5 protein-coding genes are annotated in these 22,565 nt (G+C 71.8%); 1 reads left to right on the forward strand and 4 read right to left on the reverse strand.

Translation table 11 applies throughout. The annotated features are described in order from the left end of the window. Positions 1-3: 3 nt before the first annotated feature. The 4 genes from CCZ27_RS09205 to CCZ27_RS09220 form a co-directional block, all read right to left on the reverse strand. Positions 4-9,663 (reverse strand): autotransporter-associated beta strand repeat-containing protein, encoded by a 9,660-nt coding sequence (locus CCZ27_RS09205; RefSeq protein WP_096447535.1) that lies wholly within the window; start codon positions 9,661-9,663, stop codon positions 4-6. A gap of 10 nt (positions 9,664-9,673) precedes the next feature. Beyond that, entirely contained in the window at positions 9,674-17,203 is a 7,530-nt protein-coding gene (locus CCZ27_RS09210) for a DUF11 domain-containing protein (protein ID WP_096447537.1), read from the reverse strand. 193 nt (positions 17,204-17,396) lie between these two features. Beyond that, the gene (locus CCZ27_RS09215; protein ID WP_096447539.1) at positions 17,397-20,273 is read right to left on the reverse strand and encodes a beta strand repeat-containing protein; all 2,877 of its coding nucleotides are present in this window, start codon (positions 20,271-20,273) and stop codon (positions 17,397-17,399) included. Between the two features lie 92 nt (positions 20,274-20,365). Beyond that, the gene (locus CCZ27_RS09220; protein WP_157748519.1) at positions 20,366-20,980 is read right to left on the reverse strand and encodes a DUF11 domain-containing protein; all 615 of its coding nucleotides are present in this window, start codon (positions 20,978-20,980) and stop codon (positions 20,366-20,368) included. 434 nt (positions 20,981-21,414) lie between these two features. Between CCZ27_RS09220 and CCZ27_RS09225 the strand changes: the two genes are divergently transcribed. Continuing rightward, complete coding sequence (locus tag CCZ27_RS09225; protein WP_096452365.1) at positions 21,415-22,404, forward strand: glucokinase; 990 nt, start codon at positions 21,415-21,417, stop codon at positions 22,402-22,404. Positions 22,405-22,565: the final 161 nt, after the last annotated feature.

Consider the following 22,565-nt stretch of genomic DNA (forward strand, 5'->3'; position numbering starts at 1 on the left):
CACTCAATCCACTGTCACCGTATAGCGCACCGTGCCGCTGGCGCCCGGATTCACGCTGCCGTCCAGATGCCAGCCGATGAGCCCCTTGCCGGTGCCGGTCTGGGCCGGCGAGCACGGCGCCGCCGCGGCCGGCGGCGGGTTGGCCGGCGAGCGCAGGCTGCAGCCGGTCACCCCGCCCGGCAGCGGCAGGTCCGCCGCGGCCGACACGAAGGTGGTGTAGGCCGGCGTGCCGTCGCTGATCTGCATATTGGTCAGCGGCTCCGCGCCGGTGTTGGTGTAGGTCACCTCGTACTCCAGCGTGTCGCCCGAGCGGGCCTGGTTGCTCGTGCCGAAGGCGCCGCCGGTGCTCACGTTGCGCACGCGCTTCTGCAGCGTCAGCGCGCCCGACGACATCGTGGTGGTGTCGGTCACCGTGTAGGTCGCCACCAGGCCCGGCGCGGCGTTGGTGAAGGTCAGCGCCGCCTGCACCGGCACGCTGTTGGCCGCCCCGCTCGCCACCCCTTCGGGCACGAACTGCCGCATCACCACGCACACCACCTGGCCCTGCACCACGGTCTGCGGCACCGCCGGCGGATACAGCCTGGCGGCGCCGGACTGCAGCGTGCCGGTGCAGTCCGGGTCGGCATACACCACCTCGCTCCAGCCGCCGACCGCCGGCGTGCTGGTGCCGGCGCCGGTGGAGAACACCACGCTGCCGCCCGTGCCCGCGGTGAAGCTGTGGCCGTGCACGGCCGCGCCGCCGCCGGGCCCCGTCTTGCTGCTGTCGGACTGCAGCGTGCTGTCGGGCACCACGCCGAAGTCCAGCGTCAGCACGCCGGTGGCGGGCGCGGTGAACGCCTGCCGCTGGCCGGCGCGGTCGTAGGTGTAGCTCACCCCGCCCACGCTGGTGGCCGCGCCGTCGGGCGTGGGCGTGCCCGCCACGCTGGCGCCGGTGGCGCGGCGGGCCGACGGCACCGCCACGCTCACGCACACCGGCTGGCCCGCGGCGGCGGGCGGCACCTGCAGGCTGTAGCGGCCGGCGCTGTCGGTGGTGGCGCTGGCGTGGGGGGTGGCGGCGCAGTCGGTCAGGCTCACCGCCAGCCCGGCCAGCCCGGCCTCGGCGCCGTCCTGCACGCCGTTGTTGGGCGTGCCGGTGTTGGCCCCGCCGCTGGGCGCGCCGCCGTCGTTGAACACCGTGCCGCCGATGCCGTTCAGGGTATTGACGAAGGTGCAGGTGATGTCGGCCCCGGCCACCAGATTGGACGCGGCGATGCTCAGCACCTTGCCCGACAGGGTGCCGAACGGCCCCGTGCCGTTGCCGCTGGCGGTGCCGTTGGCATCCACGCAACTGGCCGCGGCCGGGTTGGCCGGCCAGCCGGCGGGCACGGTGGCCTCGGTGATCGTCACCGCCGTGCCGGCGGTGCCCTCGATGCCGGCCGCGCCGGGCGCCGGCGTGCCGGCCACGCTGGTGACGATGGTGTCGGTGCTGGCCGACAGGCCCGTCATCTGGAAGCCGAAGCTGCCCGCGCCCGACAGCGTGTTGCCGATGGCGAGCGAGGTCGTGTCCGCGCGGAACCATTCCGCCGTCGCGCCGCCGGCCACGCCGATGTCGCCGGCGATGCTGCCCGTGGTGCCGCCGTTGCCCACGCGGAGCGTGCCCGTGCTCACCGTGGTGGCGCCGGTGTAGGTGTTGGCGCCGGTCAGGGTCAGCGTCGAGGCGGCCGAGGTGTCCTTGGTCAGCCCGCCGCTGCCCGAGATCACGCCCGACAGCGTCTGGGCGGCCGAGCTGCTGTACCTGAACAGGCCGCCGCCGCTGGCGATGGCGCCTGCGTAGCTGCCGCTGCCCAGCGAGCCGGCATTTCCGATGACGAACTCGCAGGTGTCGAAAGTGGTGTTGCCGCTATACGTGCTGACCGAGCGGATGGTGAACTTCGTGTTGCCGATCTGCAGGTCGTTGGTGCCTTTGACGGGCACCTCGATCCAGCTTCCAAAAGCACAACCCGAGCCGGTCGAGAACACGGTGGGCGAAGCGCCCAGCGTCAGGCTGCCCGTGCCGCCGATCGTCAGATAGTTGGCGTGGTTGTGCAGCCCGGCGATGGTGACGTCGGCGTTCAGCGTGGCGGTGAAGGTCGCGCTCCCGCCGAAGGTGGCGATGTTGCCGTCGGTCCACACGCCGTTGGGACTGCCGGTGCTGGTGGTCCAGTTCCTGGTGCTGTAGTCCCACGTGCCGCTGCCGGTTTCGATGCTGGTGGTGTTGGCGGCGGGCCCGTCCCAGTAGGTGAAGGGCCCCGCGTTGGCCAGCAGTTCGTTGCCGGTGCTGGCCCAGTAGGTGGCGCTGGCGGCGTTGCTGCCGAGCTTGACGCGGTCGAGCGGCGCGATGCCCGTCACGCCCTTGGCCGGGGCGCCGGTGATGGCGGTGGCGTAGAGGTGGTCGGTGCCGGCCGTCCAGTTGGTCACCGTCAGCAGCTTGCCGGCGGCCGGGGTCAGCGTGGCCGCCGTCAGGCTGGCGGTGCCGCTGGCCATGTCCAGCGTGGCATCGTTGGTGATGGTGAAGGTGCCGATGCCGTAGGTATTGGCGCCCAGCGTCAGGTTGCCGCCGGCCAGCTCGATGTTCACATTGGTGTTGGTGAAGCCCGTGCCCAGCGTCAGCGTGCCGCCCGTCACCTTGATGGTGCCGCTGCCCGTCACCGTGCCGATGCTGCTGTTGCCGCTGAGGGTCAGCGTGCCGCCCGTGCCCAGGTTCAGCGTGCCGCTGCTGGCGAGGCTGGCCAGCGTCTGGGTCTTGCCGTCGAGGTTCAGCGTGGCGCCGGATGCGACCGTGGTGGCGCTGGCCGACGCCAGCGCGCCGTTGATGCCCAGCTTGAGGGTGCCCGCGCTCACCGTGGTGGCGCCGGTGTAGGTGTTGGCCGCGTTCAGCGTCAGGGTGCCGGCGCCGCTCTTGGTCAGCGTGCCCGCGCCGGTGCCGATGACGCCGCCGGCGACGGTGTCGCCCGCGCTGGCGAAGGTGAGCGCGTAGGCGCCGCCGATGGCGCCCGACAGCGTCAGCGTGCCGGTCCCGGTGTCGATGACCGAGTCGGCCGCCAGGGTGATGGCGCCGCCCCAGGTGTTGCTGCCGCCCGCGTTCTGCAGCGCGCCGGTGCCGCCCGAGCCCACGCCGCTGATCGTCAGCGGCTCGGCGCCCACGGTGATGCCGCCCGTCAGGCCCAGCGACGCGCCGCTGCCGACGGTGGTGGCGCCGACCGTGGTGCCCAGCGCCGAGGCGTGGCCCACGAGCAGCACGCCGCCCGCCACGTTCATCGCGCCGCTGAAGGTGTTGGCGCCGGTCAGCATGAGGACGCCGTTGCCGTCCTTCTTGAAAGCGTTGCTGCCGGCCAGCACGCTGCCCACCGTGGCGGAGGCCCCCGGATCGGTGACCAGCGGGGTGGTGGCCGCCGCACCGGTCAGCGTGCTGCCGGTGAGGGTGTAGCCGTCGGTCTTGAAAGTCAGGCCGCCGATGCTCTGCGCCGCGGTCACGTTGACGGTGACGGACGCGGTGGTGGTGCCGAAAACCGCCACCTCCCCGGCCGTCCAGGCACCGTTGGGGCTGCCGGTGCTGGTGGTCCAGTTGGTGCCGGCGCTGCTCCAGGTGCCGGCGCCGCCTTCGACGCCGGTGCTGTTGGCGGCGGCGCCGTCCCAGTAGGTGAACGGGCCGCTGAAGGCCAGCAGTTCGTTGCCGGCGCTGGCCCAGTAGGTGGCGCTGGCCGCGTTGCTGCCGAGCTTGACGCGGTCGAGCGGCGCGATGCCGGTCACGCCCTTGGCCGGGGCGCCGGTGATGGCGGTGGCGTAGAAGTGGTCGGTGCCCGAGGTCCAGTTGTTCACCGTCAGCAGCGTGCCCGTCTTCGGCGTGAGCGTGACCGCCGTCAGGCTGGCCGCGCCGCTGGCCATGTCCAGCGTGGCCGTGTTGCTGATGGTGAAGGTGCCGATGCTGTAGGTGTTGGCGCCCAGCGCCAGGCTGCCGCCGGCCAGTTCGATGTGCACGCTGGTGTTGCTGATCGCGTTCGCCAGCGTGAGCGTGCCGCCGGTGACCTTGATGGTGCCGCTGCCGCTGATGGCGCCGATGCTGCTGTTGCCGCCGAGCGTGAGCGTGCCGCCGGTGCCCAGGTCCAGCGTGCCGCTGGTGCTGGTGAGGCCCGCCAGGGTCTGCGTCTTGCCGTCGAGGTTCAGCGTGGCGCCGCTGGCGACGGTGGCGGAGGTGGCGGCCGGCAGCGTGCCGCTGGCGCCGAGCTTGAGCGTGCCCGCGCTCACCGTGGTGACGCCGGTGTAGCCGTTGGCGCCGCTCAGCACCAGCGTGCCGGCGCCGGTCTTCTCCAGCGCGTAGGCGCCGCTGACGGCACCGCTGATGGTGCCCACGTCGGCGACGGCCTGGGTGGTGATGCGGGTGTTGCCGGCGAGCGCGACGGCGCCGGTGGCGCTGCTGTTGCGCAGCCGCAGCGCGCCCAGGTTGCCGTCCGTCTCGTTCTGGCCGTTGCCCGCCAGGATGAGCGCGTTGGCCAGGGTGACGCCGTCGCGCACGAACAGGCTGCCGCCGCTGGAAACGGTGATCGACGCCGTGCCGGCCGCGCTGCCGTGGTCCACGATGAAGCGCGCGCCGTTGCCCACGGTGACCGCGCCGCTCAGGGTGTTGGCCGTGCCGATGACGTAGCCGCTCTGGTCGGGCATGCCCGTGCCCCGCAGGTTGAGCGTGCCGGCGCCGGAGAGCGCGCTGCCGATCGTGTAGGTGCCGTTGGAGCGGTAGAACTCCAGCGACGCGCCGCTGGCGACGCTGACCGCGCCGGTGCCCAGGGTGCCCGTGGTGCCGCCCGCGCCCACGGCCAGCTTGCCGGCGCTCACCGTGGTGGTGCCGGTGTAGGTGTTGTTGCTGCCCAGGATGATGGTGCCCAGGCCGACCTTCGTCAGCGTGAAGCCGCCGGAGACCACGCCGCCGATGGTGCCGGTGTCGCCGGAGCCGTAGGCGCCGACGTCCGCGTTGGCGGCCAGCGCGACGTTGCCGCTCTGTATGGCGCCGCCCGCCAGGCGCAGCGCGCCCAGCGCGCCCGCGGAATGGGCCCAGCCCGTGCCCGCGATGGACAGCGCGTTGGTCATCGTGCCGCCGCTCAGCAGCAGTTGCCCGCCCGCTTCGACGGTGATGGGCGCGGTGCCCAGGGTGCCGGTGCCGTCCCTGTTCAGCCTTGCGCCGCTCTTCACCTGCACCGCCCCGCTCAGGGTGTGGGTGGCGGCGTTGAGCTTGTAGGAACTCTGGCCCGAGGTGCCGTTGCCCATGAAGCGCAGCGTGCCCGCACCGGCGAAGGTGTTGGCGATGGCGGCGTTGCCCCCGTCGACGCTGGGGCTGTAGTAGGCCAGCGTGGCGCCGCTGGCGATGCTGACGGCGCTGGCGCCGGCGAGGCTGCCGGCGGTGGTGTTGTTGCCCACCTGCAGGGTGCCGAACGACACCGTCGTCGCGCCGGTGTAGGTGTTGTTGCCGGTCAGGATGAGGGTGCCGTTGCCCGCCTTTTCATAGGCCTTGTTGCCGGCCAGCACGCTGCCCACCGTGGCCGTCACGTCCGGGTTGGCCTGCAGGTAGTTGATGGCTGCCGTGCCGGTGAGGGTGCTGCCGTTGACGATGTAGCCGTCGGTCTTGAAGATCAGCCCGCCGATGTTCTGCGCCGCGCTTACCGTCACGGTGCCGGCCGTGCCGTCGAAGAAGGCGAAGTTGTTGGGGGTGAAGGCGCCGTTGGGGCCGCCCTGCTCGGTGGTCCAGTTGGTGCCGGCGGTGGTCCAGTTGCCGGTGCCGCCTTCGATGCTGGTGACGTTGCTGGCCGCGCCGTCCCAATACGTGTAGGGGCCGCTGAAGGCCAGCAGTTCGCTGCCGGTGGTGGCCCAGTAGGTGGCGCTGGGCGGGGCGCTGCCGAGCTTGACGCGGTTGAGCGGCGCGGTGTTGGGCACGTCCTTGGCCGGGCCGCCGGTGACGGCGGTGGCGTAGAAGTGGTCGGTGCCCGAGGTCCAGTTGCTCACCGTGAGCAGCTTGCCGGCGGCCGGCGTGAGCGTGGCCACGGTCAGTTGGGCGGTGCCCGCGTTCATGTCCAGCGTGCTGTCGGCCGACACCGTGAGCGTGCCGATGCTGTGCGTGAGGGCGCCCAGCGCCAGCGTGCCGCCGGCCAGTTCGATGTGCACGCTGGCGCTGTTGATCGCGCTGGTGAGCGTCAGCGTGCCGCCGGTGACCTTGATGGTGCCGCTGCCGCTGACGGCGCCGATGCTGCTGTTGCCGGTGATCGTGAGCGTGCCGTTGGTGCCCAGGTCCAGCGTGCCGCCGGTGCTGGTGAGGCTGGCGAGGCTTTGCGTCTTGCCGTCGAGGTTCAGCGTACCGGTGACCGTGGTGGCGCTGGCCGAGGGCAGCGCGCCGTTGGCACCCAGCTTCAGCTTGCCGCCGCTGACGGTGGTGGCGCCGGTGTAGGTGTTGGCGCCCGACAGCACCAGGGTGCCCGCGCCTTCCTTGGTGAAACCGAAGCCGCCGCTGATGACGCCGCTGATGGTGCCGATGGTGCCCGTGGCATAGGTCCCGACCCTGGCATCGGCCGTCAACTGGACGTTCCCGGTGACCACGCCCGTGGTGCTGTCGTCGGCGAAGCGCAGGCCGCCGAAGGTCCCCGCGCCGGTATTCCACGCCCCGTTCGCGAGCGAGAGGTTGTTGGCGAGCGTGAGGTTGCCGATCCGCAAGGTGGCGTTGGGCTGGACCGTCACCGCGCCGGTGCCCAGCGCCTTGGCATGCATCACATCCACCAGCGCCCCGGTCTCCACGATCGCCGGGCCAGTCAATGCGGTGTTGTCCACCTCGATGACGTAGCGGCTCTGGCCGCCCGTGCCCGTGCCCTTGAAGCTGAGCGTGCCGGCGCCGGAGATCGTCTGCGGCACGCTGTAGCCGGAGCCGCCGTCGCTGCGGTAGAACGCCAGCGTCGCGCCGCTGGCGATGCTGACCGCCCCCGTGCCCAGCGTGCCGGCGGCGGTGCCCGCGCCCACCTGCAGCGTGCCCAGGCTCACCGTGGTGGCGCCGGTGTAGGTGTTGGCGCCGGTGAGGACGGTGGTGCCGGCGCGGAGCTTGGTCAGCGCGAAGCCGCCGGAGATCACGCCGCTGATGGTGCCGGTGCCGCCAAACGTACCGATGCTCGACGCGGCGGTCAGGGTGACGTTGCCGCTCTGCGTGGCCCCGGCATCCACACGCAGCGCGCCGATGTAGCCCGCGGCTTCGTTCCAGCCCGTGCCGGCGATGGAGACGGCGTTGGTCATGTCGGCGCTGGCGCCGCTCAGGTACAGTTGCCCGCCCGATGCGATGGTGATGGGCGCCGTGCCCAGCCCACCGGCGTTGTCCCTGAGCAGGCGGGCGCCGCTTTCCACCACCACCGCGCCGCTGAGGCTGTGGGTGGCGGCGCTGAGCTTGTAGGAACTCTGGTTCTGGGTGGTGTTGCCCTTGAAGCGCAGCGTGCCCGCGCCGGCGAAGGTGTTGCCGATGAGGGCGTTGCCCGTGCTGTCGCTCGAACTGTAGTAGGCCAGCGTGGCGCCGCTGGCGATGGTGACGGCGCTGCCGCTGGCGAGGCTGCCGGTGGTGGTGTTGTTGCCCACCTGCAGCGTGCCCGCGCTCACGGTGGTGGCGCCGGTGTAGGTATTGTTGCCGGTGAGCGTGAGGGTGGCGTCGGCGGTGGACTTGGTCACCGCGCCCGCGCCGCTGATGACGCCGGCGTAGCCGAGGTCGGTGCTGCGGGTGAAGTCGAGCAGCGTGCCGGCCGCGCTCAGCGCCACGCCGCCGGTGCCGGGCGTGCCGCCGGCGCCGCCGATGGTCAGGGTGCCCCCGCTCACCGTGGTGCCGCCGTTGTAGGTGTTGGCGCCTTCCAGCGTGAGGTTGCCCGCGCTGGCCTTGGTGACGGCGCCCGCGCCGTCGATGGCGCCGGCGTAGGTGTAGGCGTTGTTGCGGTTGAAGGCGAGCGTGGCGCCGCTGGCCACGGTGGCGCCGGTGTTGGGGATGCTGCCGACGGCGAGGGCGTTGCCGACCTGCAGGGTGCCGGCGGCGACGGAGGTGGCGCCGGTGTAGGTGCTGGCGCCGGTGAGCACGATGGTGCCCGCGCCGTCCTTCCTGAGTTCGGCGCTGCCCGTGATGGTGGAGCCGACCACGACGTTGACGGTGGCATCGGCCGAGAACACCGAGGGATAGGCGTCCAGCGTGAGCGTGCCGCCGCCGATGCCGTAGCCACTGACCTTGAAGTGCAGGCCGCCGATGGACTTGGGGCCGCTCAGGGTCACCGCGCCGCCGGTGTTCTGGAACACCGCCACCTGGCCGGGCACCCAGGTGGAATTGCGGTCGCCGGCGGAGTTGGTCCACCTGGTCTGGGCATCCCAGGTGGCGCCGCCGCCGTTGATCACGCCGTTCTGCGAGGTGTTGGCGCCGTCCCAGTAGCGGGTGAGGTCGGAGAAGATCTCGTCGTCGATGCTGGACCACTTGGTGTTGGCGGCCGGTTCGACGTCGAAGGGGATCTGGTTGAGCGGGGCCGCGCCGGCGGTGTCGCGCGCGGGGCTGCCGGCGATGGCGGTGGCGTGGAGGCGGCTGATGCTGCTGGACCAGTTGACGACGCTGAGCGTGTAGCCGCCGGGTTCGAGCGAGGCGGTACGCAGGCTGGCGTTGCTCTTGCCGAAGTCGATCGTGCTGTTGGCGGTGAGGCTGAGCGTGCCGATGTTGTAGCTGCGGCCGGTGGCGAGCTTGAGGGTGCCGCCTTTGAGGACGATGTTGATGTCGGTGTTGTTGATGCTGGTGTCGAGCGTGAGGGTGGCGCCAGCGTTGAGCACGATGGTGCCGCTGCCGGTCAGGGCGGTGGTGGCGTTGAAGCTGGACGTGCCGCCGACGGTCAGCGTGCCGCCCGTGCCCAGCTCGATGGTCTTGGCCTGGGTGCCCGTGGTGTTGAATGCCCCGACGGTGAGGCCCAAACCGTTCAATGTGAGCGAGGTCGCCGCGCCGCCCCCCATGGTCAGCGTGCCCCCGACCGTGGAATTGCCGGTGCCGTACAGCGTGAGGTAGCCCCGGACGATGTCGAGGTTGCCGTCGATCGTCACATACCTCCAGCGCGCCGCGCCCCCCGAGGGCCCGACGGTGAAGGGCTCGATACCGCTGTCGGCCGCCGTGATGGTCTGGACCGTGTCGGTTCCGATGACGGCGTTTCCGAGCACCCGCAGGGCGTAGGCATCCACCGCCGCGCCTTGGTGCCCCCAGATGTTGCAGTTGTAGCCGGCGTAGTGGCGGTAGTCGCCATTCGCGCGAACCTGGAAGCCACCGCCATTGTTGTAGCAGGCCGCGAGGCCGACGATGGTGATGTTGCGCCACTCCGCGGGCATCCCGCCGAACTGGCCCGCAGGCCGGAGCACGACGTCATCGGTGGTGGAAGGGTATACCCCGCCCACCCAGGCGGTCGCAGCGACGTTAGGGTCGTTGAGCCACACCCAGGGGCCGGAGCTGATTGCCCCAGACACGTTGGTGTACTCCGCCGCCAGCGCCGACCGCAGCGGCGCCAGCCCGAGCGCCAGCAGCACCAGCACGAGCAGGCCGGCGAGGAAGGCGCGCAGGCGGTGCGGGTGGGCGATGGGCGCGGACGGGCGGCGGGTGCGGTGGGTGTTGTTCTTGTGGGTCATGACGGCGGGTTCACTGCGCGGAGGTGGGGGCGGCGGCGGCGAGCGGCGCGGCGGTGGAGCGGGCGGTGACGGCGATGTGCAGGCTGCGGCCGGGGGCCTGCCGCGCCTGTTCGGCGAGGTCGGCGGCCTGCAGGGGCTGCGAATCGACGGCGATGCCGATGCGCAGCGGGCCCAGGGCCTGCAGCGCGCTGCGCAGCGTGGCGGCGCGGGCGAGCCAGAGCAGGCTGGCGTCCCTGTCGGTGTCGCCGTGGCCGACGCTGATCGCGACTTTGTGGTCGGCGGCGTCGCCGCGGGCGGCGAGCTGGCGCACGAGGGCGTCGATGAGGCCCTGGCCGGTGGCGCTGAGCGCCTTGCCGCCGGGTTCGAAGAGGCGTTCTTCGGACCACTGGATGCAGGCCGGCAGCGGCTGGCCGGGCTGCCACGCGCACAGGGCGGCGAGCGGGTCGGCGGCGGCCGGGGCCGGCGGCGCGGCGGCCGGGGTTGCGGCGAGGGGGGCCGGGCTTGCGGCGGCCTGCGGCGCGGCGCCGCCGCCGAGGCCGAGGGTGTTTTCGTCGAACTTGAAGCGCAGGCGGACGTAGGCGCCGCGGCTGGTGTAGTCGGCGCCGGTCAGTTCGGGGTCGTCGAGGCCGAGCACGTTGTAGCCGGCGGACAGCCACAGGTTCTTGAGCACCTGGTAGCCGGCTTCCAGGCCCAGGGTGTGCTGGCGCGCGCCGCCCTGCCCCCACAGCAGGCCGCCCTGCACGCCGATGTCCCAGTCGGGGCCGAGGTCGCGGGTGTAGCGCAGGTGGGCGAGCTGGGCCCAGTAGCGGGTGGCGTCGAGGATGTCGTCTTCGACGCTGGCGAACTTGGCGGCGTAGCGCGCGCTGAGCACGCTGCCGCGCGCGGGGTTGTAGTTGCCCAGGCCGGTGATGATGTGGGTGCGGTAGGTGCCGGGCAAGGCGGCGCTGCTGCCGTAGCCGCTGACGCTGCCGGCGCTGCCGGCGGTGAGGGTTTCGTGGCGGTATTCGTAGCGCAGCAGGCCGTTCACGCGGTCGGTGTAGGCCGGCCGCCAGGCGAGGCCGAACTGCTGGCGGGCGATGAGGTGGCGGCCGGCGCTGGCGCTGTCGGTGAGGGTGGCGGTGCTGCGCACGAGGGCGGTCCAGTCGCGGTCGAACTTGTAGGCGACGCCGGCGGCGAACAGGCGGGAGTCGGATTCGGCGCCGTCGCGCGCTTCGAGGGCGCCGGTGGCGCGCCAGGGGCCGTCGGCGTAGTCGGCGCCGAGGGTGATGGCGGTGGAGGTGCCCTGGCTGCCGGCGGTGTCGGTGTCGTCGGACGCGCGGACGGCGCGGGTGCGTTCGAAGCCGGCGCTCATGCGCAGGGTGTCGGTGAGCTTGAAGGTGTTGCGCAGGCCGGTGGCGTTCTGCCCGCCGCTGGTGGCGCGGCGGTATTCGTTGTAGACGCGGCCGCCTTCCATGTAGGCGCTGTCGATGCCGAACACGGTGGTGTTGCGCTGGGTGGTGGCGCCGAGGTTGTAGGCGCCGAGCAGGCTGGAAACGAATTCGTGGCGGCCGTAGAGGCGGGTCTTGTCGGTGAGGGCGTAGTTGCCGCCGACGGCGACGGCGCGGCGGTCGCCGTGTTCGAGGTCCTGTTCGATTTCGCCGAAGACTTCGGCCTGGGGCAGCGCCGGGATGCGGCTGGTGAGGCGGCCGCGCACGGTGGTGGAATTTTCGCTGCCCGTGGCGCCGCCGCCGAGGGTGCCGACGGTGCTGCCGGTGGCGCCGGTGGTGCTGCCGCTGCCGGTGCCGGTGCCGGCCTGGCCGTAGTCGAAGCTGCCGGCCTGGGTGCCCTGGTCGTTGCCGTGCTGCAGGCCGACTTCGGCGACGAGGTCTTCGCCGAGCTTGCGCTGCACGGCCACGGAGACGCTGGTGCGCGTGTCGGTGGTGCCGGTGCCGGCGAGCTTGCTGTAGAGGGCGGCGGCCTTGATGCGGGTGTCGTCGTCGAGCTTGTATTCGGCGCGGCCGGTGCCTTCGGTGCGGCCGCCGGTGGCGGTGGCGGAGGGGTTGTCGAATTCGGTGTCGGTGCGCAGGAGCTGGGCCTGGGCCTTGAAGTCGCCGTCGGCGTGGCGGATTTCGACGCGCGAGGCGCCGCCCTGCCCTTTGAGGTCGGATTCGGTGCGCACGGCTTCGCCGGCGATCACGGTGTGTTCGCCGAGGCGGGCGAGCGCGGTGACGGCCTTGAGGGTGCGCGGGTTCTCGGGGTCGTCGTCCTTCATGGCGACGACGCCGGCCTGGATGGATTCGCCGATCTTGAACTGGGCGTCGGTGCCGGCGACGAGGAATTCGGGGCCGCCGGTGTCGACTTCATAGGTGACCCGGATCGACTGCGGGTTGAAGTCGGGGTCGACCGAGGCGACGGGGTTGACGAGGATGAGGCGCCCGGTGAGGGGTTCGAAGCTGTAGTCGCTGTTGGCGGCCAGGGGGCGGACGCCGAGGACGATCTGGGGCTGGCCGCGACTGCGCACGACGAGTTCGACCCGTTCGCTGTTGAGGACGATGTCGCCGCCGCCGGAGAGGACGTAGAAGGAGAGGCCGTTGGCGGGCAGTTCTTCGATCCGCTGATGGGTGCTGTCGCGGCTGGCGAAGGAGGTGATGCGGGCGCCTTCGCTTTCGTACTGGTGCTTGATGCCGGTGAGCGCGCGGTTGACCTGGCTGAGCTGGCGTACTTCGGTGCTGCTGGCGGTGGTGAAGTCGCCGTGGAGCAGGTAGGAGCGGTCCTTGTCGATGCGGACGTAGAGTTTGCGGGTGCTCTGGGCGTCGAAGGCGCGCTCGGAGTCGTCGCCATAGACCGGGTAGAGCTCGTCGGGCCGGATGTCGCGGAACATGCGGTCGCGGGTGGTCTTGTCGGAGTCGTAGGCGGTGGTGAGCAGGTATTCGCCCTTGATGGTGCCCTTGAAGTAGAAGGCGCCGCGGGCGGCGGCCCGGCCGTCGCCGCCGGCCAGCCCGGCGAGTTCGTGCTCGAAGGCGTTGGCGGCGGTGTTGGGGCCGAGGCTGAGGCGGCCGCGCTTGCCGAGGTCGATCACGCCTTCGACGATGCCGATGCCGCGCATGGGGCGGTGGGCGGGCAGGAAGTCGGCGCGCGCGTCGCGGACGATGAGGTTGCTGCTGGCGCGCAGGCGGACGGAGCCGGGGTCGGCGGGGGGTTCGAAGCGCAGCTTGACCTGGCCGCCTTCGATGAAGACCTGGGTGCCGGGTTCCTGCGGGTTGAGGTCTTCGGCGAGCCAGCGGCCGTTGTCGGCTTCGAGCGTGAGCGGGGTGCGGGCGGTGACGGGCACGCCGCGGGCGTCGGTGAGGCGCAGGGTGAAGGTGGCGGGTTCGCCGGGGTTGGCGCGCAGCCCTTCGGGGAGGTCGATGTGGATGGCGCCGAGTTCGTCGGGGGCGGTGACGGTGATCGCGGCCCGGCCGCGGGGGTTGCCCATGGGGTCGATGACGGTGAGTTCGAGGGTGTTGGCGCCGGCGCGCAGGGCGATGCCGATGTATTCCCAGGCTTCGACGCCGGTGGCGGGCAGCATGGCTTTCTTGCCGACGCGGCCCTGCGGCACGGGGGTGCCGTTGACGGCCACGGCGAGGGTGGTGCCGGCCACGCCCTTGACCCGCAGGTTGAGGCTGCGCGCGGGGACGGTGTCGCCGTCGGCGAGGCCGATGAAGCCGGGCGCGGTGTCGAGGCCGTCGAGGACTTTTTCGAGTTCGATGACGCCGGGGGCGGGCAGCGGGCCGAGCAGGCTGGCGCCGCCGTCGGGGCGGAAGGCGCCGGCGCCGGGAACGGTGCCGGGAATGGTGCCGGCGGCCGGGGCGGCGAGCGGGGCCAGCGGGGCGACGCTGCCGGCGGCGCCTTCGGTGGTGAGCGCGGCCGGGAGTTCGAGCAGGGGCCGGCTGACGGCCATGCTCATGCCGCTGCCGCTGCCGCGGCCTGCGCTGCCGGCGGCGGGCAGGCCGCGCAGGTCGGCCTGGCGGGGGGTGTCGGTGGTGCCGAGCCGGGCCTTGAGGACGGTGTCGAGTTCGGAGCCGATGGCGCTGGCGGCGGCGGTGCGGCGGGCTTCGACTTCGGCGCGCACGGCGGGGTCGTCGCAGTTGGCGACGAGGAAGTTGGCCTTGGCGAATTCGCCTTTCTTGACGTCGAGGAAGCGGCTGTCGGGGCTGCCGGCGTTGCGGTTGTCCCAGGCGGCGAGGCGGGCGCCGGCGGGGAGCGTGGCGCCGTCGACCTTGATCACGTGGGTGATGGGCTTGAGGCCGTAGAGGCTCCAGCGGCCTTCGGCGTCGGTGGTGACGCTGGTGCCGTTTTCCATGAACAGGCGCACGCCGGGGATGCCCGGTTCGGCTTCGCCGTCCTGTTCGCCGTTGGCGTTGCAGTCGAGGTGGACCTTGCCGAAGGCATAGGCTTCGTCGGAGAAGGGGCCGCCTTCGATGCGTATGCGCCAGCTTGCGTCGTTGGAGACGATGCCGGAGCTGCGGGCGCGGGCGCGGTTGATGGCTTCGCCGCTGGTGGGGGCGCCGACGCCGATGCGCACGCGGTACTGCACCTTGATGCTCTGGCCGTCTTTCAGGGTGAGGGCCGGGTAGTCGAAGGCGAGCCGGGGGCCGGGGGCGCCGCCGGGGTCGGGCGCGAGGCGGCCGGCGATGCGGGCGCTGCCGGCGATGTAGGCGAAGCCGGGCGGCAGCGCGTCGTCGAAGGCGACGCCTTCGAGGGTGAGCCCGCTCTTGTTGGTGACGGTGAGGGCGTAGTCGACGAAATCGCCGAATTCGGCTTCTTTCTTGTTGGCTTCCTTGCGCAGCAGCAGGGCGCCGCCGATGCCGGCGACGTCGAGCGGGATGTGGTTGTGCAGGACTTCGCAACTGGTGCCGGCGGCGCTGTCGTGGCCGGAGACGATGGCGGCGTGCCAGGTGGTGGGCTGGCCGGCCTGCGGCGCGCCGTCGTTGGGCACGACCGTGCCGCAACCGCCGAACACGCCGGCGGCGGCGGGGATGATGGCCGAGGCGGTGTAGCCGGCGGGCGGCGTGACGGTGATGCCGTAGGTGCAGATGCTGTCGAGCGGCGGCGCGTTCCAGAAGAACTGGTATTGGCCGTCGGCGCCGGTGGTCATGCTGACGCTGCCGTCGGCGTCGTAGACGAAGCCGGCGGCGGTGCCGTTGAAGATTTCGGCCGCGGTGATGGGCGTGGGCGTGCCGCGGGTGCAGGACTGGCGCTGGAGCTTGACCACGGCGCCGGCCACGGGCTGGCGGGTGACGGAGTCGTAGACGATGCCTTGCGGGTCGACCAGCAGGGTGGCGGCGGTGACGGCGCTGCTGGAGACGAGGATGCCGTTGCCGGTGTCGTCGGCGCCGAAGCTGGCGACCCAGGCCTTGTTCTCGATGGCCGCGGTGCCTTCGGCGGCGAGGCGGACGCGCACGGTGAAGGCGATTTCTTCGCTTTCGCCCGGTTGCAGGCCGCGCTGGCCGTCGGTGAGGCTGAGCGAGGCGGACAGGGGCATGCCCGCCGCGGGGTCGACGGGGCCGCCACACGGCGCGGCGGCGGCGACCTTGCCGGTGAAGCCGGGGTTGATGCCGAGGCGGCCGTTGCGCGCGACGGGCTGGCCGACGAGCTGCCAGCTTTCGATGCCGGCGCCGGAGCTGCCTTTGTGGATGGCGCAGTCGAGGTCGTCGAGCACGCGCAGGCCCGCGGCGGCGTTGAGGCCGGCGTTGCGCACGGTGATCCGGTAGTCGATTTCGTGGATGCCCTGGCCGACGCGGCGGACCTCGGCGGTCTTGGTGAAGCCCAGCGCGGGGGGTGGTTCGACCGGGGTCAGGGAACGCGCCAGATGCGGCTGGCCCATGCCGGAGGGGTCGGGGTCGGCGCCATCGACGGATTCGTCGGTGACTTCGCCGGCGGTGGACGGCAGGCGGCCGGCGGTGGCGGTGGCGCTGGTGTTGAGGACGGTGTTGCGGCCGCTGAAATTGATGCGGGCGTCGAATTCGACGGTGAGGCCGGCGCCGACCGGGAGGTAGGCGCCGGGTGCGAGCAGGGTGTGTTCGCCCTGGCGGCCGCTGAAGGCGGCATTGGGGGCGGCGACGACGGCGGAGCCTTGCCGGCTGGCGATGCGCACGCTGCCGGCGACGATGGTGTACTGCCCGGCGGCGGGCATGGGCTGCGCGCTCCAAGCGCCGAAGCGGGCGGCGCCGTCGAGGAGCTGGGTGACCTGGACGTTGAACAGCGGGCTGCTGCCGTAGTTGCGCACGCGCGCGGTGAAGCGCACGAGGCCGGTGCCGTCGGGGTTGCCGTCGGCGTCGTGCTGGGCCACGGCGCGGCCGGCGGCGAGGGCGATGCCGATGCGGTCGAGGGTGAGCGGCAGGACGACGGTGTTACTGCGCAGGGAGGCGGGGCCGGCGGCGTCCTGGTAGTCGATCCAGGCGTGGTTGACGATGTCGGCGGGCAGGCCGGCGCCGTCTTCGCGGGTGCGGACGTCGAAGCTCATGCCGGTGGCGGCGTCGGGGGCCAGGGTGCCCAGGCCGATGGCGACTTCGACGGCGTCCGGGTGGTCGAGCGTGGTGTAGCTGAATTCCGGGTCGCCCGGCAGCCGGAACAGGCGCCTGGCCCCCGGCGTGGTGGCCTTGAGGCTTTGGGCGACGTAGCGGGTGCCGGCGGGGATGCGGTCGCGCAGCAGCAGCAGGGGGGTGGCGACGCCGTCGATGCGGACGGTGGCGAGCTGGGCGCCGCCGGTGGCGGTGGCCGTGGCGGCGGCGCTGCCCTGGTTGCGGGCGAGGATGTCGAAGCGGATGTTGCCGGCGGCGCCGGGCGCGAGGGCGTCGGCGCCGGACCAGGCGGCGGACTTGGTGAGGAAGATCCCCGCGCCGGTGCCGACCGCGACCCGGGTGGCGACGGTGGCGGTGGTGCCCTGCAGCGCGGTGGTGGCGGTCAGCGTGAGGCAGGCGCTGCCGCTGGCGCTGGCGGGGACGCTGCCGACGACGAGCAGCGCGGCCTGGCGCCCGGCGCCGAGGCGCAGGCTGCCGCCGGCGGGGATGGGGGTTTCGCCGGCGTCGGCGACGCCGTTGTTGTTGGTGTCGTGGATGAGCTGCACGCCCGCGAGGCTGAAGCCGGCGGCATCGCAGCCGGCGGCGGCGGTGCCCGGCTGCGGGGAGCCGGCCTGCAGGGTGTATTCGGAGGTGGTGTTGCCGGTGTTGGCGAGCAGGTAGGCGAGCGCGATGTTGGCGCCGGGCTGGCCGGGGACGCGGGTGTTGCCGCTCAGGTCGAGGGATTCGACCGCGCCGACGACGGCGGAGACGGCGCCGGTGGTGTAGACGCGGCGGCGCAGGATCTCGCCTTCGGCGTAGTAGTCGGCGTGGGCCTGCACGGACAGCACGGTGCCGGCAGCGGCGGTGGCGGCGCCGGCCGGCGTGGTGCCGAGGCTCCAGAGCAGCAGGCCAGCCGCCGTCGACAGCAGGCAGGCCGCGAGGCGTGCGAAAGCGCCCTGCCCCGCGCCGCGCGCGCGGCGGCTCCCGGCCGTGCGGGAATCATCTGATCGTCTATCCATTTTTCTCATGTGCGCTCCGCGCGCACGGCGGGTGTCGTTTGCCGCCGGGCGGATGCGGTCCCTCGTGTCCATGCTTTTTCCGCTGCGCCTTCGGCCTCGCGGCAAAAGGGGCAGTGGAAAAAGCGGGGCATTGCTGCCCCGCTGCTGCCACGGCGGTGAAGCCGCGGCAGCGCCTGTTACATGGATCTGGATGTCAGTCGGCGACCTTCACCGCGTATTCCAGGGTGATGTCGCCTGACGGCGGCAGGGTCGAGATCTCGCCGCACGTGACGGAGGAGCCCGAGACGGTGCCGGGGACCAGGGTCGGCGAGCCGGCGGAGCTGGCGCACTGGGAGGTGGGCTGGTTGGTGCTCCACGTGGTGTAGGGCGGAACCACGTCCCACAGCTTGACGTTGGTCACCGGTGCGGCACCGTTGTTGGTGGCCACGACCTTGTACACGATGCACTCGCCCGGCCGCGCCGTGATGTTGGCGGAGCTGGAGGCGGACGTCGTGTTGGTGCAAGCCGTATCCAGCCTTTGGTACTTGACCACGCCGATGTTGCCGGTGATGACGATGGCAACGTTGTCGATGGTCTGGGTACCGCAGTTGGGGGTCGGGTCGCTGTCCGTCGTGGTGATGGTCACCGTGGCGGTGTTGCCTGCCGTCGCACCGCCCGGGGAGACGACGCGCACCAGGATCGGACGGTTGGTGCCGGTCGCGAGCACACCGATGTTGCCGCTGCTGCCGTCGCCGATCACGGTGTCACCCGAGTCGATGGCGCCGACGGTGGTGCCGACGTCGTCGAACAGGGTGGCGGTCCAGCCGGCGGTCACCGCGGCGGAGTCGAGCGTGGCGGAGACCGTCAGGCCGCTCGTCGAACCGCAGCTCAGGGAGCCGGTGTTGGTGATGACGTGGGCGAAGGTCGTCGAGCCGGCTGCCGTCACCTGGCCGTTGCCGGCGGCGGCGAGGGTGAAGCTGCGCGAAGACGCCGCCGTGACCGTGATCTTGTTGTGCAGGTAGTCGCTGACCACCCCGCCACCGGTCACCGCCGTGGTCGAGATCACCCGGAAGTACAGGCTCTGGTCCGTGACCGAGGTAGCGCCGGCATTGGGCGTCACCGCGGCATAGACGTGTTCCTGGCTGCTGGCCGTGACGGCCACCGTCGTGATTTCGGTGGTGAGCCCGGCATCCGAGTAGAACTTGACGGTCCAGCCGGCCGGCGGGTTGCCGGGGAAGCTGGCGGTCTGGCTGACCTGGAGGTTGAAGGTCAGGTTGTCGGCGGAGGCGTTCTTGACGAACAGGTCGTACACCGCCGTGCCCTTGGCTGCATCGGGCGCCGCCGCGGTGGAGGTACCCGAAGCGCCGGCCGTCACCGTGAGGTTCTGGATGACGGTGGCGGTGCCGGGGCCGCTGTCGTCGACGGTGCCCGTGGCGGTGGCCGTGAGGTCCACCAGGCCGCCGATCACGTTGTCCACCTGGGCGATGGCCGCGTCGAGCACCGTCGGCTTGCCGAACGAGGTCGCAACCGCCTTGACCTGGTAGTTGACGCCGTTGGCAACGTCGGTGGTGATCGGGATGGTGATCTTCAGCACGACGTTGACGGTGTCGCCAGCGGCGACCGGGCCGGTATCCACGCCGACGCCGCCCGCGGTGTTCTGCAGCGGGGTGGCGCCATCCGCGGCGAACCACGTGAAGGTGGTCCCCGTCGGGAAGGCGGTGCCGGTCGCGGCAGCGGTGCTCAGCTTGAAGGTTTCCGGCGCGTTGCCGGTGTTCTTCACCGGGATGGTGATGCTGGCGGAGCCGCCGGGCACGATGTTGCTCGGGGTCGGCGTGAACAGATCGCCGCTCACATTCGGCGTACCCGGCGTCGAGTCAAGCGCACCCATCTCGACCGCATAGGTGGGCAGCACGGTGAAGGAGACCGCCGCGGTGGTGGAGGTGCCGTCGGGACCGCAGCCCGTACCGCCGTTCGCGAGCGTGATGGTGCTCGCCGTGCAGTTCAGGCCGTAGGTGGCGGAACCGGTGGTCTTGGAGGTGCCCATCGGCGCATCGGCAGCCACCTTGACCTTGAAGCTCAGGGTGCCGGTGACGCCCGGTGCCACGTTGGCGATGACGGCTTCGACGGTATGGGCGACGGCATCGTACTGGTACTCGATGTTGCCGCTGGTGTCGCCGGAAGCATCGGTCTGGGCGACGCCGGGCGCGGAACTCCATACCGCGGTGCCCGTCTGGTACTCCATCTTCTCGGGCAGGACGTCCTTCAGGTACAGCTTGCCGGCCTCGGCACCGTTGTTGGTATAGGTGAGGGTGTAGACGGTTTCCGTCAACACCTCGCCGCTGCTGGGCGTCGGCCCCCAGCCACCGCCGCCGACGGCGGCCACGGCGGGCGCGCTGATCGACTTGGTGAGGTTGAACGCGGCGGAGGTGGCGAGGTTGATCGTATCCGTCTTGGTCAGGCTGGCGTCGACGTACTCGTAGGGGTTGCTCGCGGAGTACGACTCGGGCGCGACCTTGACCTCGGCGGTGTTCGACCAGCCAGTGGTCGCGGATGCCGGAACGGTGTAGACCACGACGAAGCGGTAGGTCTGGCCGGCGGGGATGGTGATGCCGAGGGTGCTGGCGGTGCCGCTGTCGGCCGTGATGGCGCCGGTGGTCAGCAGCGAGGTGGTGTCGTCCGCCCGGCCGTCGCCGTCGGCCTGGTCGGTGAAGACGTCGATGCGGGAGAAGGCGTTGGCGCCGTTCTCGGTGACGGTGACGACGAAGTTGTCGGTGCCGTTACCGGTGTTGGTGATGGTGTAGGGCACCGCCACCGTGACGCCGGGACCGGCCGCCTTGGTGTTGCCGTCGGACAGCGCGTAGGCGCCGACCTGCTTGACGGAGGTGACGACGGCGTTGGACGTGGCGGTCTGGGAGACGCCGTTGCCGTCCAGGTAGGTGGCCGTGGCCTGGTTGCTGATGGTGGTATTGGCGGGAGGGGCTGCGGCGATTGCGATGTGGGCGAGCATGCCCCCGAGCGCGATGCCTACGCCCCCTCCCAGCAATACCAGGTTTCGCTTCACACGAAAGCTGGATGGAGCCAGTTTGATCATTTGGAAATCTCTCCGATTCTGAGATAAATGCGACCGCCGAAGACGGACTCCGCCGGGGGACGGTTTCCGCTACGACGGCCGCGGCTGAGCGGTTAAGGCTTGGGAGCCACCACTACCGGCGCCACGCCGCCCGGAACAGGCAGCGGCGCGGCACCAGATACGACGGCCGGCGGGGCGCCGGCGACGCGCGCCCGCGCGCTCACCTCGGCAACACCTCCGGCGGGAAGACGATCGAACTCCCAGCGCAGGGAACGGTATTCGGCATAGGGCACGGGCTCGGTGGCGGCCTTGCCGCCGGTCTTGCCTGCGACCGGGCGCGTCAGCGGCTCGACGGCGAAGCGGCCGTCGCCGACCGAGGCCCTGGCCACCGGCGCGCCGGGCCTGGCGCTCTTCGCGACGTACTCGAGCCCTTCGGGCAGGGGCAGCGTGGCGGCGAAACCGGAGAGGCTCTTGTTGCCGGAGTTGGTGTAGACGACGCGGTATTCGATGACTTCGCCGGGCTTGACCTCGTCGGCGTCGAGCAGCACTTCCCTGCCCTTCTCGACCACGACCCGCTTCTGGGTGAGGACCGCCTGGACGGGCGGCGTGGCGGCGGCCTTGTCGGCCCCGGCGGCGTTCGCCGGCGGCGTGCCGCGGACGGGGCCCTCGGCATGGGCGGGCACGAAGGCGAACCAGAGCAGGGCCGCCAGCAGGGGCGCGACGGACACGGATGCCGGCCGGCGCGCGAACGGCAGCGCATTTCTGGCGGCCGGATGCACGCCGCCGAAAATGCGCTGCAGGAATGACGAATGCGTCGGTGACGAAAGCGTCGGTGACGAAAGCGTCGGTGTCGAATACGTCTGTGTCGAATACATCGGATATCTCCTTGGTCACGAATTCCGCACAAGTCACCGCAGTCCGGCGGTCGTGCCGCAACCCGGCGCGGCGGATTCTCGTGCCATGCCCAAATTCCGATGTTTGAGAGACGGCCAGAAACCTTTGATTGCTGGTCAAAATCGACGATGCAACGCAAAAAAATTTGGATTTCTCGTCTTTTTTTGCGGGATGGATGCTCAGCGCGGATGCATGCGGGCGGGCCGGCGCGGTGGTCCGCAGCGCGCCGCTCTTCACGCGCGGGGGCCTGCGGTGCGAGGATGTCGAAATGCGATCAGGCTCTTCCGACACCTTTCCGCGCCTCGTCGGCGACATCGGCGGCACCAATGCGCGCTTTGCGCTGGTGACCGCGCCGGGCGGCGATCTGCAGGGCGTCCGCACCCTGCCCTGCGCCGACTTTGCGGGGCCGGCCGAGGCGATCGGGCACTACCTGGCGGCGAGCGGCCTGCCGCCGCCGCGTTGTGGCGGGTTCGGCATCGCCAATCCGGTGGACGGCGACGTGGTGCATATGACGAACCGCGACTGGGCGTTCTCCATCGGCGCGCTGCGCGAGGCGCTGCGCCTGGAGCGGCTGGAGGTGTTCAACGATTTCACCGCGCTGGCGCTGGCGCTGCCGGTGCTGCGGGGGCCGGACCTGCTGCAGGTCGGCGGCGGCGCGCCGGCCGCGCACCGCGCCGTCGGCCTGCTCGGCGCCGGCACGGGACTGGGCGTTTCTGGCCTGGTGCCGTGCGGGACGGACTACGTGCCGCTGGAGGGTGAAGGCGGGCATGTGACGCTGGCGGCCAGCGACGCGAAGGAGGCGGCGCTGATCGCCTGGCTGGCGGCCCGCCATCCGCACGTGTCGGCGGAGCGCGTGCTGTCGGGGCGGGGGCTGGCGGCGCTGTACGAGGCGCATGCGGCGCTGCGCGGCGAGGCGGCGGAGCCGCTGGCGCCGGAGGAGATCAGCGCGCGCGCGCTTGCCGGCGGTTCGCCGCCGTGCGCGGCGGCGCTGGACAGCTTCTGCGCCTTCTTCGGCACGGTGGCCGCGGACCTGGCGCTGACGCTGGGGGCGCGCGGCGGCATCTACATCGGCGGCGGCATCGTTCCCCGGCTGGGCGAGTTCTTCGTGCGCTCGCGCTTTCGCGCGCGCTTCGAGCACAAGGGCCGCTTCGGCGCCTACCTCGCCGCGATTCCGACCTACGTCATCCGCGCGCCCCATGCGGGCCTGGTCGGCGCCGCCCGCGCGCTCGAGCGCAGGCTGGGCGGCGACGGCCGCTGAAGGCCGCGCCGGCCGGGCCTGCGCGCGAAACGGGCCGGCCGCGGGCTGTCCGCGGCAGCCGCCGCAGCGGACGGCGGTTTCATCGACGCGGGCGCCCTGGCGGCCGCGCACGGCGCGCCCGTTCGCCGGCAAGCGCGCGAACCGGGCCCGCGGCGCGGCAT

The sequence above is a fragment of the Thauera sp. K11 genome (genome assembly GCF_002354895.1).
In the GTDB taxonomy this organism is placed as follows: Bacteria; Pseudomonadota; Gammaproteobacteria; order Burkholderiales; family Rhodocyclaceae; genus Thauera; species Thauera sinica.